This window comes from Marinobacter gudaonensis, from assembly GCF_900115175.1.
In the GTDB taxonomy this organism is placed as follows: domain Bacteria; phylum Pseudomonadota; class Gammaproteobacteria; order Pseudomonadales; family Oleiphilaceae; genus Marinobacter; species Marinobacter gudaonensis.
The window spans coordinates 2,543,986-2,559,187 of sequence record NZ_FOYV01000001.1; the positions used below are offsets into that span (position 1 = coordinate 2,543,986).

Sequence of the window (15,202 nt, forward strand, 5' to 3'; positions counted from 1 at the left end):
TCCCAATGACCAAGCGCAAGATCCACATTACCGACGTTATCCTCAGGGACGCCCATCAATCCCTGATCGCTACCCGCCTGCGGACCGAAGACATGCTGCCGGCTTGTGAGTGGCTGGACCAGGCCGGCTACTGGTCCCTGGAGTGCTGGGGCGGGGCCACTTTTGATGCCTGCGTTCGCTTCCTGAAGGAAGACCCCTGGGAGCGCCTGCGCACTCTGCGCCAGGCGTTGCCCAACACCCGCCTGCAGATGCTGCTGCGGGGCCAGAACCTGCTGGGCTATCGCCATTACGGCGACGACGTGGTGGAAGCCTTTGTGGCCAAGGCTGCCGAGAACGGCATGGACGTATTCCGCATCTTTGATGCGCTCAACGATGTGCGCAACCTCGAAACCAGCATCAAGGCGGTGAAAAAAGCGGGCAAACACGCCCAGGGCACCATCTGCTACACCGTCAGCCCGGTGCACACCACCGACGCCTACCTCGAGCAGGCTAAAGCCATGGCCGAGATGGGCGCCGACAGTATTGCCATCAAGGACATGGCGGGCCTGCTGACTCCGGCGGTGACCGCCGATCTGGTGAGCAAGCTCAAGAAAACCCTCAACCTGCCAGTGTTCCTGCATTCCCACGCGACCTCGGGCATGGCCCCCATGTGCCAGTGGGCCGCCATGGAGGCGGGCGTGGACCACATCGACACTGCCCTGTCGGCGTTTGCCGGCGGCACCAGCCACCCACCCACGGAATCCCTGGTGGCGGCGCTGCACGACGCGGGCCTGGAAACCGGGCTCAATCTGGAACTGCTGGATGAGGCCACCCGCTATTTCCGGGAAGTGCGCAAGAAGTACCATCAGTTCGAGAGTGCCTACAACGGGGTGGATACTTCCGTGCTGCTGTCCCAGGTGCCGGGCGGCATGATGTCCAATCTGGCGAACCAGCTGAAAGAACAGGGCGCCCTTGATCGCATCCAGGAAGTGTTCGAGGAAATCCCCCGGGTGCGCAAGGATCTGGGTTATCCGCCGCTGGTGACGCCGACTTCCCAGATTGTCGGGACCCAGGCGGTGATCAACGTGCTGGCGGGCAAGCGCTACGAGTCCATTACCAATGAGGTCAAGAAATACCTTCAGGGCTGGTACGGCAAGGCGCCTGCAGACGTCGACACAGCGCTGCAGCAGCGGGCCGTGGGCAAGGAGGACCTGATTGAGGAACGCCCTGCCAACCTGATTCCCAGGGAGCTGGACGAGCTGCGCAAGCAGGTCGGCGACCTCGCGACCAGTGAAGAGGATGTGCTCACCTATGCCATGTTCCCGGACCAGGCGAAGACCTATCTGGAACAGCGTCGCGACGGCACCCTGCAGCCCGAGCCGCTGGAACCCATTCCTACCGGCGCCTCGGGAGGCGGCGTGTCCACCAAGTTCAAGATCACTGTGCACGGTGAGAGCTACGACATCCACGTGACCGGTGCCAACCCGACCGGGGAAAACGAGCGTCGTTTCTACATGACCGTGGATGGCGTGCCCGAGGAAATCCACCTGGCCTCTCTGGGCGAGGATGGCGAGGGTGCCCGATCAAGCGGTGGACGCGCTACTGCTACCGAGGAAGGCCACGTGACCACGAGCATGCCCGGCAACATCGTGGATGTTCTGGTCAGTGAGGGTGATCAGGTTCAGGCCGGCGATCCGGTGTTAATCATCGAGGCCATGAAGATGGAGACCGAGGTGAAAGCCACCATTGCCGGAACCGTGGCCAGCGTAGCCATCAAGAAGGGTGACCGGGTGGTGCCGGGTGAGGTGCTCGTCGAGATCGAGTAAGCGATTGGCTACGGGCTATTAAAGCCGAACCGCCACGCCCAGCGTGGCGGTTTGCCGATTGTAGTCGTAGCGGGCAATGTTGCTGTTGTTGTCGGTAGACTGCAGCTTGAGCAATACCGAAACCCGTTCAGTGGCCTGATATTCTCCTTCCAGGGCAACCTGCACGCGGTTGTCCTGTCGTTGTATGGAGAGCAGCCCCTCGGGCACCAGCAACCGGTGGGCGCTTCGGTAGTGGCTGAACCGGTAACCGATGGAAGCGCCGAAATCGAACGATGGCGTCAGCGCATAATCCAGGCCCAGCTTCAGGGTGTGCGCGATAGGAGAGACACTGAAAAATTCCCGGCCGGTATCAAAGTTTTCCCGGTCGTCGTATTCCAGGCGATACTGTGCCTCGCCCAGCCATTTGCCCTGTCGGGCCCGGTAGCGGGCCTCCGCCTGATAATGCTGGCCGTCGTAGGCGTTGTACCGCGGAGCAGCGAACACCTGTTCGGCGTTCAGTGCCAGACTGCACAGGGCGCTCTCCGAGCCCAGGGCGCAGCCCCTGGTGGTCCATTTTCCGGCAAGCCGGGCCCGCTGTTCCCGGCTGCGATTGCCAAGCCACGCCTGGTCCGCCCCCAGGCCCAGTTCTAACCGGCCCCCCTCCAGGGTCCGTTGCCAGGCTGCCAGCCCCCTCACCAGGTGCGCGTTGAAGCGGTCGTTGCCCATGTAATCCCGGCCATAGAGCTGAAGCGTGGTTTTCAGGGCATCCTTGCCTTCTTCCAGCGGCGTGCCGGACAGTGCGGCGATGGTTTCTGTGAAGCTGCCGTCGATTGCGCTGGGTGCCGAATCCGGAAACAGGCCAATGTTGTTTTCATACCCGGCGGCAATGGACGCGAGCGCCTGCCAGTCCCGGGCAGGCACAGGAGCCTTCAGCTCTCGCAGTTTGGCCCGGGCCAGTCTGGCAAGGTTTTCCTCGGTGGTTTCGCTGGCGGCGCGGTGGAAGGCTTCCCTGGCCGCGGTCTGGTCATCTCGGGCAAGGGCAATCAGGCCGAGGTTATAAAAGGCGAGGGCGCGCTGGGCGGTATCGAGCAGTTTGCGAAACTGCTGCTCGGCCAGATCGAATTCTTTGAGCCGGTAATACAGTACGCCCAGGTTGTAGGTGAGGGCACGGGATTCAAGTCCCGTGGCGGCGGACTCCAGGCGCTGTCGGGCTTCCTCCAGGTTGTTGTTCCGGAAGGCTGCGATGCCCGCCTTGAAGTCCTGTCGATAGCGTTCCTCACGGTGTTCGCCAGCCATGCCATGGAGGCTGGTACCCACCAACAGGACAAATAGAAGGAGCGATCGAGACAGCAAACGCGATCCCCTGAAAGCCGGACAATCCGCAGACGCAAAAAAACGCGCCCAAACCTGCATACAGGGGGAGCTTAACCCAGACTGACGGTGGAATTCATCCAATAACGTTCGTCAGGAGCAAAAAGCTGAAACTGTATTCATCAGTCTTTCGTCCGGAACCTTGCTGGCAGAGCCCGTCGTTAGTCGTTACTGGTTCAGGGTGTCATTGATGGTGGATTCCGGATCGTCGACAAGATCCAGCCCGGTGTCGGGTAATGGATCTGTCAGATCCGGATCTGACAGATCCGGGTCCGTAATGCCATCGAGGGGGTTGTCCAGGATTTCTTCTCCGGGGAGTTCAGAATCCAGGGCATCCCGGGTTTCTCTCGCCTGGGAGGACAGATTGTCGAAACTCTCCCTCGCGTCATTGGCAATGTCGGTTGAGTCGAGCGGCTCCAGCGGGGCGTCGTATTCCAGCTCGTTGATCGACTCGGGAATCTGCATTTCCTGAACGAACGACGAATCCAGCGCCTCTTCGTCTTCCACCATGCGCATGGTGACGTCGTAATCCGTCTCCGCCACGGCCTGGAACGACAGGGTCAGGCACCCCAACAGCAGGGCCGCCATCCACCGTATTCTGTGATTGCTAGTGCGTGTCATGACGATGGCTCCGTTAACTTGCCAATGTCAGTTCTGAAGGTTTTTCTCTTGTCGCCTTCACCCAGGTGGGCTATCAGACTGCCTTCGCCGGGGAACAGTATGTTTACCGGCAGGGCCAGAAGGTTGTCGCCGGGCTTGAGACTGACTTTCCAGCTCACCCGGTGCCTTCCGGGGAACGGTGTCAGCTCCATGTTCGGCGGCAGTTCCAGGGTCAGGGTGACATTCTCGACAGCTTCCTTGGACGTGAAGGCCAGCCGGACCACCTTTTGCTGGCTCTCGCCGGGCTGAGCCGGAGATACCTCCGATTCCGCCACGACAGCGGGCTGCGGTTCCGGAGATTGATTCCATTGCCCGCCCAGGAACACGCCGACCACCAGCGCTGCCGCCACGGCCCCACTCCACAGAGGCGTGGACCAGCGTCTGGGCTGGTTGTTGGCGCTGTCTGCCAAGGCACGGCCAAGAATACGGGACTCGAAATCGGGGTCCGGCTCCGGGGCATGATCCCGGGCGATTTCCCGGGCAATGAAGGTCGCAGTGGCGAGCGTTGCAGAACAATCCTTGCAGCCCGCGGCGTGCTCACGCATGGCGCGATCGGCGATCTCCGGAAGTTCTCCGGTCGCCAGGGCATCCACGTTTTGTCTGAATTCGCTGCAGTTCATTGTCTTCACCTCATTGGCAGCCACGTTGTTGCTCTCCAAAAGGTTCCATTTCCGCTTCCAGTTTTGTTCGAAGCAGTGCCCTGACGCGATGCAGGCGGGATTTTATGGTGCCCAGGGGTACGTCGAGAACCTCGGCAATCTCCTCCAGGCGCCAGCCGTCGGAGTCGTGCATCAGCAAAAGCGTGCGCTGATCGGGTTTGAGCTCGCCCACCAGTCGGTGGAGGGTGTCCGCGTTTCGCTGGTGCTCGGTTTGCAGTGCCGGGTCGGACTCCGTGTCTGGCAGGGTTTCCAGAAACGGCGTCTGATCCTCGCGAGTGTCCAGGGCGCTGGCAGAGGTCTCACGCCCTGCGGGACGTTTGCGAATGGTGTCGATGAACTGCCGATAGGTGACCCGGTGCAGCCAGGGTTTGAGGTCGTCGACCTGCTCCAGTTCGTCCACTTTGGAAACCAGCTTGGTGACGACGTCCTGCACAAGGTCCTCCGCGTCGTGCTGGTTGCCCGTCAATCGATAGGCGAAACCGTGCAGCGCCCGAAGGTGAGGGCGTATGAGAGCCTCAAAGCGCTTTGACTTGGACTGGCGGAATGGCAGCAAGGCCAATGGACACCCCTGATCGATACGTTGCCGGCAACACTCTGTGCGGGCGAGTCAAATTCATGCAGGGGTCAGTCTATCAGCCCGCGCTGGCTGGGGGTATGGCGATAATGTAAAAAAAAGAACGCCAGAAATCTGCTCTGAATCAGATATTTGGGCTCCCCTACGGGTGGCCTGGCAAAAAAATCTCACGTTGTTCTGGAACCTTTGCAATTAGACCTACGTGGTAGGCGGTCAGAAGCGACGGAATCGCTCAACTACAAAAAGACCAAAGGTAACAGAGTATGCTTATCCGCAACGCATTGTTTGTCGCCGTCTCGGCGGCCACATTCGGCCTGACCGGCTGTCTCGACAGCGGCGGCCAGACCAGCAAGAATGCAGACCCCGATTACCAGATCAGTGGCAGTGGCATCGAACGTGGTACCCATCCGCTGTTTGATCCGCTGGAAACCGAATTCGTCATCCCCAGCGACGCCCTGTTCTACCTGAGCGAGGTGGACGATGGCACCATGCTCAATGGCACCGATCCGGCCAACCCGGTCACCCAGGGTATCGGTTTCCTGGACGGCGCGTCGGTTCTCGCACCCATTGACGTCAAGATCAGCGCCAGCCTGGATAGCCAGCAGATTCTCGATGCCAGGGGGTTTGTGGAGGTCGAGGGCGAGGTGGTGCCGAACCCGGATCAGAATGTCTTCCTGATTCCCGTTGAATACGCCGGTGGCGACGCTGTATTCCCGGAGAATCTCGAGGCCCCGGGGCTGACACCGGCGGCACGTTACCGTGAAGCGCTGAAACTCAGGGAGCAGGGCAACACCGCCGAAGCGGACGCCATTTTCAGCGACCTGATTACCGAAAAGCTCCGGGTTGAGCTTCTGGATATCGACGGTGGCCAGAACAACCTGATCCGTATTCTGCCGCTCACGCCTCTGGCGTCCAAGACCCAGTACGTGCTGGCGTTGACCAACGATATTGTCGATGCCAACGGCGAACCTCTGGTGGGCTCACCCACGTATCAGTCGGTCGCCGACCCCGATAAGGTGCTGTCCAACGCGGCCTTCCAGCCATTCCGCGAAGCGATGCTGCCAGCGCGTCAACTGGCGGCCGACTACTTCGACTTCAAGCGCGAGTATCCGGCAGCAGCCGGCTTCGTCGCCACCTTTGACGATGTGACCTATGCCACGGCCATCACCACCACTGCGGTTGAGGATGTGCTGCTGGCCAATGCCGCTCCGGTCACCCACTTCCGGGAAACGCTGCAGGTGTCTCAGCGTCAGCAGGAACTGGGCAAGCTTGTGGCCGGCTTCTATAATCTCAGCAACCAGCCGCTCGACGGCGAGGCCAGCGCGGAAGAGGCCAGCGTCAACACGGCGATCTACACCAAGCTCACCGATCCGGCGTTCCGGCTGTACGACCAGGGCCTGGCAAGTATCCTGACCGATGCCAACGCCAGTGGCACCGTGGTTCTATACAGCGACGTGGTTGCCGACGTAGAGGCGGATCGCCGCATGGCCCACGCCATTCAGGTGGCCACCGCTGAGGCCACGGACGAGAACATTGACACCGAGACCCGCGCCCAGGCCCTGGCCTCGGCTGCTGCGCCGCTGGTCGATACTCCCAAGCCGCGCACGGTGAGCGTGTTCAGTGAGAAAGAAGGTGGCGATGTAAACCCGGCGCTGCGCCAGCGGATCGAGATCGGCGGTCTCGGAACCGATATCGACATCCGGGTTTACGAGGGCGAGATTACCCTGCCCTATTTCCAGGCGCTGCCCGAGGAAGGCAGTGGTACCGCGCTGACCACTTCCAGCTGGCAGCCCGCCGACTTCAGTAGCAACGATCAGTTGGATGCCGCGCCCTCAAGCCGCATCTCCTACCGCTTCCCGTTTGCCCGGAAGGTTGCCGATACCACTGTGCCTCTTGTGGTTACCGGGCCGTCAACCACATCCGTACCACCGGCGGGTGGCTATCCGGTGATCATCTACCAGCATGCGGCGACCACGGACCGTTCGGCAATCCTGCCGCTGGCAACAGCCGCAGGTCTCACCTGCCTGGCCGATAACACCAAGGACTGCTTTGTGACCATCGGCATTGATCAGCCACTCCACGGTATCTTCGACACCGGTATCGTCGGACTGTCGCCGATTACCGCCCAGGCCGGGGCGTCGGCAGACGCCACCGAGCGACACTTCGGCTTTGCTGCTGACGCCAACCTGAATCCGGTGCCGGCGGGCGAGCTGGAATCACCGGAATCGGGCACCCTGTTCCTCAACTTCGCCAACTACGCGAATACCCGTGACAACATGCGCCAGGGTGCCCTGGATCTTCTGAACGTCAATGCCTCCCTGCAGGCCATCGAGGATGCGGTTAACAACTGTGGCCCATGCACTAACGGGCTACAGATCAACACCAGCCGGGTGTACTTCCTGACGCATTCGCTCAGCGGCATGGGCGGCGCTGCGGTGCCCTACGTCACCAACACGGCGGCCGCCGATAACCCGAACCTGTTCAGCATCTCGGCCTCCAACTTCCTCAATACCGGCGGTGGCTTCACGCGCCTTGTCGAGAACTCCCAGTCGGTTGCGCCCCGTGTGCTGCCGGGACTGGACGCGGCTTCGGACGGCATCCTGACCCAGGGGCGCACTGAGCTGAACATCTACTTCAACGTCTTCCAGGGGCTCCTGGATTCTGCGGACCCGACTGCCTTCGCCCCGCTGTACAAGGACCAGCCTCTGCTGCTGACGGAGATTGTTGGCGTGCCGAACGATCCCGATCGTCCGACCGACGACACCATTCCGAATGCCGCGGATGCCGACCGGTACCTGCTGGGGCCGCTGTCGATCACCATCCCGGAAACCGGCTTTGTGATCGAAGGCGAGAACATGCCGATTGCCGGTACGGATCCACTGGCTGCGGCCATGAACGCTGAATCCACGCCCCTGGGTACTGGCCTGCCGTTCATTACCCGCTACCTGGAAGGCTCCCACGGTAACCCGATTTCCGCGGGTCAGAAGGAAGCAGACAGCTTCTCTTCCAGTGCCGTGTTCACGGAGATGACCGCGCAGATGCTGGAGCTGTTCACCGACGGCACGGTATCGGTCAGCAATCCCTGCGTTGTGAAGAACGCCAACACCGACGGTACAGACTGCTCGGCCGAAGGTAACACCGATGCCGGTGACGGCAGCTCCGGCGGCGGCTCCGGTGGGGATGGCGGCGACGGCGGTGATGGCGGAACCGGCGGCATCATCGGCGACATCTTCGGTATCTGATCCAGAAGCGTTGGCCTGGACGGCCAGGCCAACGCACCACGCCCTTCCACGACAGAAAAATAACGGCTCGGCCTCGCCGTAGGGGGAGGCTTTGCCCAGAACTTGCGGAGTGAACGCAATGAAAACAATAAACACTGCCCTGGCAAAACCGGTCCGTCTGGCCCTGGCGGTTCAGCTGGCCTGTCTGGCACCCAGTGCCGGCGCCTTCAACTTCAGCGTCTACGAGATTGACGCGTCCCTGAGCACAACGCTCACGGCGGGCATCGGCATCCGTCTTGAAAACCAGGACAAATCCCTCATCACCCAGGGCAACCTGGGCCCGGAGTTCGCGTACAGCAACGTCGGTGCGTCGTCCAACAACTTCGACGACGGTAACCTGAACTTCGAGAAAAACGATCCCTACTCGCAGATTGTGCGGGGTCGGACCGAGCTTTTCCTGGACTACGCGCCCGACAGCGACACCCTGACACGGGTGGGCGCGCTGGTTCGCGGCACCTATTACTACGATTACGAGCTCAAGGATAACCCGCGCGCCGTTGATCCGGTGGGTCAGCAGCGGGAACTGAACCCCCAGGCGAAAGACAACGCCGCCGGCGCCGATCTGCTGGACGCCTACGTGTTCACCGACTGGTACTTCGGCGACACGCCAGTGTCGGTGCGTTACGGACGCCAGGTGGTCAACTGGGGTGAGAGCACCTTTATTCTCGGTGGTATCAACGCGGTCAACCCGATCGACGTACCGGCCTTCCGGGCCCCCGGTGCGGAACTCAAGGACGTGCTGCTGCCGGTGGAAATGCTCTACACCTCGGTGGGCATCACGCCTGAAATCAACCTTGAGGCCTTTGTCCAGACCGATTGGGAGCCTTTCCGCATTGATGACTGCGGCACGTTCTTCTCTACCGCCGATGTCGCTGCTGATGGCTGCGGCCCGGTATTGCTGGCGGGCCAGGTGCCGGACTCCCAGGCGTTCGAGGAGGGCTTCATCGCGCCCAGGCAGGGAGACAAGGAACCGGGTGATCGCGACCAGTTTGGTGTGGCGGCGCGCTGGTTCGTGACCGAACTCGACGCCGAACTCGGCTTCTTTTATACCCGTTACCACAGCCGCCTGCCCTACATCAGCGGCGTAGTGAACAATCCCTCGGATGCCGACGAAACCCAGCAGTACGACCCGAGCAAGCCGGATGCTCGCTTCCCCAGCTACTTCATCGAGTACCCGAAGGGCATCGATCTGTATGGCATCAGCATCAACACCACGCTGCCGACCGGCACTTCCCTCGGGGCCGAGTACAGCTACCGGCCGAACCTGCCAATCCAGTGGAACACCTTCGAGCTGATCTACGGCGGCCTGCAGCAGCGCGGACCGGATGGCCAGATTGTCTCGAAGCTTGAGCAACGTCGCGCAGAGAAGGGCGGTACCTATGCGGGTACGGCGGTTGAAGGCTACGACCGCTACGGGGTTTCCCAGGCCCAGGCCACGGCCATTCACTTCATCGACCGGGTGATGGGCGCTGCCCGCTTCATCATCGTGGCCGAGGTTGGTGCCACCTATGTACACGACCTGCCCGGCAAATCCGAGGCTCGCTATGGACGCTCCGGTATCTATGGTGTGGGTCCGGTTCCTCTGGAGGGCGAGAGCTTCACCGGTGACTTCTGTAGCCAGAGCCCGGATCCCAATGATCCGACCAAACGCCTGAACATCAACCCCACCAACTGCGGCGGCGATGGCTTTACCACTTCGTTCTCCTGGGGCTACCGGGCGCTGTTTGCCTGGGATTACCCGAGCGCCTTTGCCGGTGTGAACCTGCTGCCGAAGCTCTTCCTGAGCCATGACGTGCAGGGCTATGCGCCGGATCCCGGTGGCAACTTCAAGGAAGGCAACAAGTCCATCGGGCTGGGCCTCGACGCCACCTATCAGAACGCCTACAAGGCGTCGATCAGTTACACCAACTACTTCGGTGGCGAATACAACGAAATCAGTGACCGTGATTTTATCGCCGCTTCCGTTTCCTACTCATTCTGAATAAGACACCACCTAGAGAGGAGTTCACTCCAATGACCATGATGCGAACCATACTGTACGGCGCCATTGCCGGAACTCTGCTGACATCGGGCCAGGCCCTGGCCGCCGTGTCCCAGCAGGAAGCGGCAAAACTGGGCGACACCCTGACTCCCATGGGCGCCGTCAAGGCGGGTAATGGTGACGAGATCCCCGCCTGGGACGGCGGGCTGGACCAGCCGCCGGCCAACTATAAGGGCGATGGCCGCTACGTGAACCCGTTCCCGGAAGACAAGGAACTGTTCCGGATTGACCAGAGCAACGTCGACCAGTACGCCGGGAACCTGAGCCCCGGCCAGGTGGCCATGATCGAGAAGTACGAGGACTATTTCATCCCCGTCTATCAGACCCGCCGCACCGCGAGCTACCCGGACAAGGTGGAAAAGCAGACCATCGAGAACGCCACCAAGGTGGAGCTGGTAGAGAGCGGCAACGGTCTCAAGAATTACCAGACCGCCACACCGTTCCCCATCCCCCAGAACGGTCTGGAAGCCATTTTCAACCACATTACCCGGTACCGCGGTGGTTCCTTCACCCGGAACGTGGCCCAGGTGACGCCTCAGCCCAACGGCGATTTCAGCCCGGTGAAGTTCACCGAATACTTCACTGAGCGGGTGGCCCTGGAGGATTACGATCCCGCCGAAGACCCCAACGTGATGTTCTACTTCAAGCAGGCAATCACCGCTCCGTCCCGCCTGGCCGGTAACGTCCTGCTGGTTCACGAGACCATCAACCAGGTCAAGGAACCGCGCCGCGCCTGGCTGTACAACTCGGGTCAGCGCCGCGTGCGCCGGGCCCCTAACGTGGCCTACGACGGACCGGGCACGGCGGCTGACGGTCAGCGTACCTCGGACAACCTGGACCTCTACAATGGCGCCCCGGACAAATACAACTGGGAGCTGGTGGGCAAGAAGGAAATGTACATTCCCTACAATGCCTACCGTCTGGCCAGTGCCGATCTGAGCTATGAAGACATCATCCAGCCCGGTCACATCGACCAGAGCCTGGCCCGCTACGAGCTGCACCGGGTGTGGCACGTGAAGGCGACACTCAAGGACGGCGAACGTCACGTGTACGAAGTGCGCGATTTCTACATCGATGAGGACACCTGGCAGATCGCGTTGGTTGACCACTATGACGGACGGGGCAACCTCTGGCGCGTTGCCGAGGCGCACGCCATGCAGATCTACGACGCCAATATCCCGGCCTATGCCTTCGAAACCCTGTACGACCTGCTGTCGGGCCGCTACCTGGTGATGGGGCTGACCAACGAAGAAGAGACGCCCTACGAGTACGACACCGAGCGGAGCTCACGCGAATACACGCCGGCCGCACTGCGCCGGGCCGGGGTTCGCTGAGAACCGGGTTCTACCTGCAGCCAACCGGGGGCAATTGCCCCGGTTGGCCCACTTCAAGGGGAATCAAAACCATGTTCGAAATTCTGAACACTGGACCGCTGTTCGACATCGACAAGCGGCTGATCTTCAAAAGCGGTAAATGGCTGGTTCGAACCCGGGAAATACCGGAGCTAGGGCCTTACTATTCCCGGCCTGAGGCAATCGAGGCGCTGTACCGGCACGTTGCCATCTGTACCGGTCAGCTGCGCACGGCAGAACCCGGTCTGGCCCGGGAGTTTGTCCGCCACAATACCGCGGAATGCCGGAAATCTGAGTGTACTCTTTGCTCCGCCCTGTCAGCGATGACGCCGGGGGCGAGCCAGCCACCGTCCGACCGGTTATCTTCCATTGGTCATTAGAAGAGTAAATCCGGCAGCCAGGTCGCAATCTCAGGGAAAATCATGATCAGGATGATGCCCACGATTTCAACAATCACGAAAGGAATGATCGACTTGTAGATGTCTTTCATAGTGATCGACGGCGGCACGATGCCCTTCAGGTAGAAGAGGTTGAAGCCGAAGGGCGGCGTCATATAGCCGATTTCCATGTTGATCACGAACAGGATGCCGAACCAGATCGGGTCGAAGCCCAGGGATTCCACAATCGGCATGAATACCGGCAGGGTGATCAGCATGATGCCCACCGGGTCCAGCACCATGGCCAGCAGGAACACGATCACCATCATTGCGATAATGATGCCCCATGGTCCGCCGGGAACCATGTTCATCAGTCCCTCGATCAGCTCCTGAGCGCCCATGCTCTGGTAGGCGGCGCTGAAGGCGTGCGCGGCAAAGAGTATCCACATGATCATGCCGGTAAGCTTGAAGGTGCGGATGGCCGCTTCTTTGAGAATGCTCCATTTGAGCTCTCTGTAGACGGCAGCCGAAATCAGGGCACCCAAAACGCCCATGGCGGCAGCTTCGGTTGGCGTTGTGATACCGCCGATGATGGAACCCAAAACCATGACCACCACGCCAATCGGCAGGAGCACAGCCCGCAGAGCACGGAACTTTTCAGGCCAGGTGCCCCGTTCTTCTTTTGGCAGCGCCGGCGCAAGCTCGGGTTGCAGGTAGCAGCGCACAATAATGTAGATGGCAGTCAGAACCATCAGCAGGATGCCCGGCATGATGCCGGCGGCAAACATCTGACCGACGGAAACACCGGTGATCAGGGCGTACAGGATCATCAGGATGCTGGGCGGAATCAGTATGCCCCAGCCACCGCCGGTATTGATCACGCCCAGGGCCATGTTCTTGTCATAGCCCCGCTCCAGCATGGAGGGTAAGGCGATCGTGCCCATGGCCACCACCGCAGCACCGCTGATGCCCACCATTGCGGCAAACACCGCACAGATGCCCAGAGTGCCCAGGGCCAGACCACCTCGCAGGCCGCCACACCACAAGTGCATCATCCGGTACAGATCCCGGGCCACACCCGTGCGCTCCAGAATCATGGCCATGAAGACGAACAGAGGAATGGCGACCAGAGTAAAGCTCTCCATGGTGCCCCAGATCTGGGAGGCCACCATGTAGAAAGAGTCAAAGCCCCAGGTGAAGTACAGGAACACCACCGAAACGCCGCCGAGCACAAACGCCAGCGGCAGACCCAGCAGCAGGAAAAACAGCAGTGCGCCAAAAAACAGGAGAGTCAGGGCTTCGATGCTCACAGCTGCTCTCCTTCAGATCCAGTCTCTTCGGGCGTGTAGTAATCCAGGTTGAACGCCACGGCAATGTCTTCGAGCAGTTTGACCAGCCCCTGTAAAACCAGCAGCGCAGTACCGATGGGGATGGCCAGCTTCACCGGCCAGATGGGTGGATTCCAGGCGGAATAGGACGTTTCCCAGCTGGACATCGATTCCTGGGCCATGTCGATCCCGAACCACAACAGGGCAAGAGTGAAAATGAAAAAGATCGAAGAGGTGACAATGTCCAGAGCCGCGCGCTTACGAGGCTTCAGGTGCGAATGCAACAGATCCACGTTCACGTGGCCCCGATGGGCCATGATGTAGCCGCCGGACATGACGGCGTAGACGCCGAATAGCATCTGGGTCAGCTCGTTGGTCCAGACCGTGGGGGAGTTGAGCAGGTAACGGAACCCGACTTCCAGAAGCAGAAATACGAACATCGCGAAAATGAGGAGGGCCACCCACCGGCCGATGAAATCGTTGAGACGGGTAACCCCTCTCATGAATGTGGCGATCATCACACTCACGTTAATCTCCCACGGCAAGCTGATTTGGTTCGGGGACGAAAAGGCCGGGGTCAGGAACCCCGGCCTGATTCAGAGCAACGCCTGATCAGAGGTAGCCGAGATCGGCCAGGTAGCCTTTCAGCATGTCGAGCGCCTTCTTGGCGTTCTCGCTGCGCTTGCCTTCTTCATCCCACATGGCCTGAGCGGTGGCGACCAGCTTGTCCTGGACTTCGTCCGGGAGGACATTCAGTTGCACGCCCTGCTCTTCGATGGCCTTGGCCAGGGTGATGCGCTCCTTGTACTGGTACTCGTTGGTGCGGATCCAGAACTGCTCGTTCAGGGCATCCTTGACGATCTTCTGCATGTCTTCCGGCAGCTTGTTCAGGGCTTTCTGACTGACGATGATGACGTCGGTGCCGGCAATGTTCAGGGCAGGCTGCACGTGGTATTTGGCGACTTCATACAGGCCCATGCTGTAGGCACCCTGGGCCGCCCCCCAGTGGGCACCGTCCACGATGCCGGAATCCAGAGCCGAGTAGAGTTCGCTGCCCGGGATGTAGGAGGCGGCGGCGCCAGCCTCGGTCAGGAACGTTTGCAGGGCGCCGGAGGAGCGGATTTTCAGGCTGTTGAAGTCCTCAACGCTTTCAATCGGCTCCTTGACCACCATTTCGGTCGGATAGACTTTGTCCGTGGCCCAGTAAACGTCATGCTCTGCCGCTTCGTCGCGGAGCATCTGTTCGAATCCCAGGTTCTGGTGAAAGTAGGCGGCTTCCCAGACATTGCGGAACGCAAACGGCAGACCGGAGGCAATGCCTGCCAGGGAAATCTTGTCCTGGGCGTAGGCCGGAGAAATGGTGCCCATTTCCAGTATGCCACGGCTCACAGCGTTGAAGGTGTCCGTGGCCTTGAACAGGGCGCCGGCCTCGTAAAGCTGCAGTTTCAGGCGGCCATCAGTGCGCTCTTCCAGTACCCGTTTGATGCGGCCAAGGCTGTCCGTGTAGGAGCTGCTGGAGCCGGGCCAGTGGGACTGCACCTTCCAGGTAAAGGAGTCCTGAGCTGCAGCGGGTACTGCCGAGAGCGCAGCGGTAATACCGAGAGTAAGGGCTGACGCATACACCGTCAGAGTCTTGCGAGCAGTAGCAAAGAGTTTCATGAGCGTGCCTCGTTCATTGTTGTAGTGGCTTTGCTTTGTGTTTCACTGTGCAGAACTCGTAACTGCAGGGTGAATTTTATTCTCTGAATCTATCACATCATTCGGGCTTTGCAATA

Annotated in this window: 12 protein-coding genes; 5 read left to right on the forward strand and 7 right to left on the reverse strand. The window is 60.5% G+C overall.

Features of this window, described 5'->3' with window-relative positions; genetic code table 11:
* Nucleotides 1-5 precede the first annotated feature (5 nt).
* The gene (gene oadA, locus BM344_RS11460) at nt 6-1,805 is read left to right on the forward strand and encodes a sodium-extruding oxaloacetate decarboxylase subunit alpha (RefSeq protein WP_091989814.1); all 1,800 of its coding nucleotides are present in this window, start codon (nt 6-8) and stop codon (nt 1,803-1,805) included.
* A gap of 18 nt (nt 1,806-1,823) precedes the next feature.
* Here the strand turns inward: oadA and BM344_RS11465 are convergent, their stop codons facing one another.
* The 4 genes from BM344_RS11465 to BM344_RS11480 all read right to left on the reverse strand — a co-directional run bounded on the left by BM344_RS11465 (nt 1,824) and on the right by BM344_RS11480 (nt 5,033).
* Nucleotides 1,824-3,137 carry a tetratricopeptide repeat protein gene (locus BM344_RS11465; protein ID WP_091989817.1) on the reverse strand — a complete coding sequence of 438 codons (1,314 nt, stop codon included), beginning with the start codon at nt 3,135-3,137 and terminating at the stop codon, nt 1,824-1,826.
* Nucleotides 3,138-3,323: 186 nt separating this feature from the next.
* Nucleotides 3,324-3,776, reverse strand: a complete 453-nt coding sequence (locus tag BM344_RS11470) for a hypothetical protein (RefSeq protein WP_139229637.1) — start codon at nt 3,774-3,776, stop codon at nt 3,324-3,326.
* A complete protein-coding gene (locus tag BM344_RS11475; protein ID WP_139229638.1) occupies nt 3,773-4,435 on the reverse strand; it encodes a zf-HC2 domain-containing protein in 663 nt (220 codons plus the stop codon). Before BM344_RS11475 ends, BM344_RS11470 begins: the two co-directional genes overlap by 4 nt.
* A 10-nt stretch (nt 4,436-4,445) precedes the next feature.
* Nucleotides 4,446-5,033, reverse strand: coding sequence for an RNA polymerase sigma factor (locus BM344_RS11480; RefSeq protein WP_091989824.1), 588 nt, complete (start codon nt 5,031-5,033; stop codon nt 4,446-4,448).
* 278 nt (nt 5,034-5,311) lie between these two features.
* Here BM344_RS11480 and BM344_RS11485 point away from each other — a divergent pair, with 278 nt between their 5' ends.
* From BM344_RS11485 to BM344_RS11500, 4 genes are all read left to right on the forward strand, one after another.
* Nucleotides 5,312-8,290: a hypothetical protein gene (locus BM344_RS11485; protein WP_091989828.1), complete on the forward strand. Its 2,979-nt coding sequence runs from the start codon at nt 5,312-5,314 to the stop codon at nt 8,288-8,290.
* Nucleotides 8,291-8,408: 118 nt separating this feature from the next.
* Nucleotides 8,409-10,310 carry a DUF1302 domain-containing protein gene (locus tag BM344_RS11490; protein WP_091989831.1) on the forward strand — a complete coding sequence of 634 codons (1,902 nt, stop codon included), beginning with the start codon at nt 8,409-8,411 and terminating at the stop codon, nt 10,308-10,310.
* A 32-nt stretch (nt 10,311-10,342) separates the two neighbouring features.
* A complete protein-coding gene (locus BM344_RS11495; protein ID WP_091989833.1) occupies nt 10,343-11,704 on the forward strand; it encodes a DUF1329 domain-containing protein in 1,362 nt (453 codons plus the stop codon).
* A gap of 71 nt (nt 11,705-11,775) precedes the next feature.
* Nucleotides 11,776-12,102 carry a hypothetical protein gene (locus BM344_RS11500; protein WP_091989836.1) on the forward strand — a complete coding sequence of 109 codons (327 nt, stop codon included), beginning with the start codon at nt 11,776-11,778 and terminating at the stop codon, nt 12,100-12,102.
* Here BM344_RS11500 and BM344_RS11505 read toward each other — a convergent pair.
* The 3 genes from BM344_RS11505 to dctP form a co-directional block, all read right to left on the reverse strand.
* Complete coding sequence (locus BM344_RS11505) at nt 12,099-13,409, reverse strand: TRAP transporter large permease (protein ID WP_091989838.1); 1,311 nt, start codon at nt 13,407-13,409, stop codon at nt 12,099-12,101. The two genes, BM344_RS11500 and BM344_RS11505, sit on opposite strands and share 4 nt — an antisense overlap.
* Entirely contained in the window at nt 13,406-13,954 is a 549-nt protein-coding gene (locus tag BM344_RS11510) for a TRAP transporter small permease subunit (RefSeq protein WP_091989841.1), read from the reverse strand. Before BM344_RS11510 ends, BM344_RS11505 begins: the two co-directional genes overlap by 4 nt.
* An 85-nt stretch (nt 13,955-14,039) precedes the next feature.
* Nucleotides 14,040-15,086: a TRAP transporter substrate-binding protein DctP gene (dctP, locus tag BM344_RS11515; RefSeq protein ID WP_091989844.1), complete on the reverse strand. Its 1,047-nt coding sequence runs from the start codon at nt 15,084-15,086 to the stop codon at nt 14,040-14,042.
* Between the last annotated feature and the right edge of the window lie 116 nt (nt 15,087-15,202).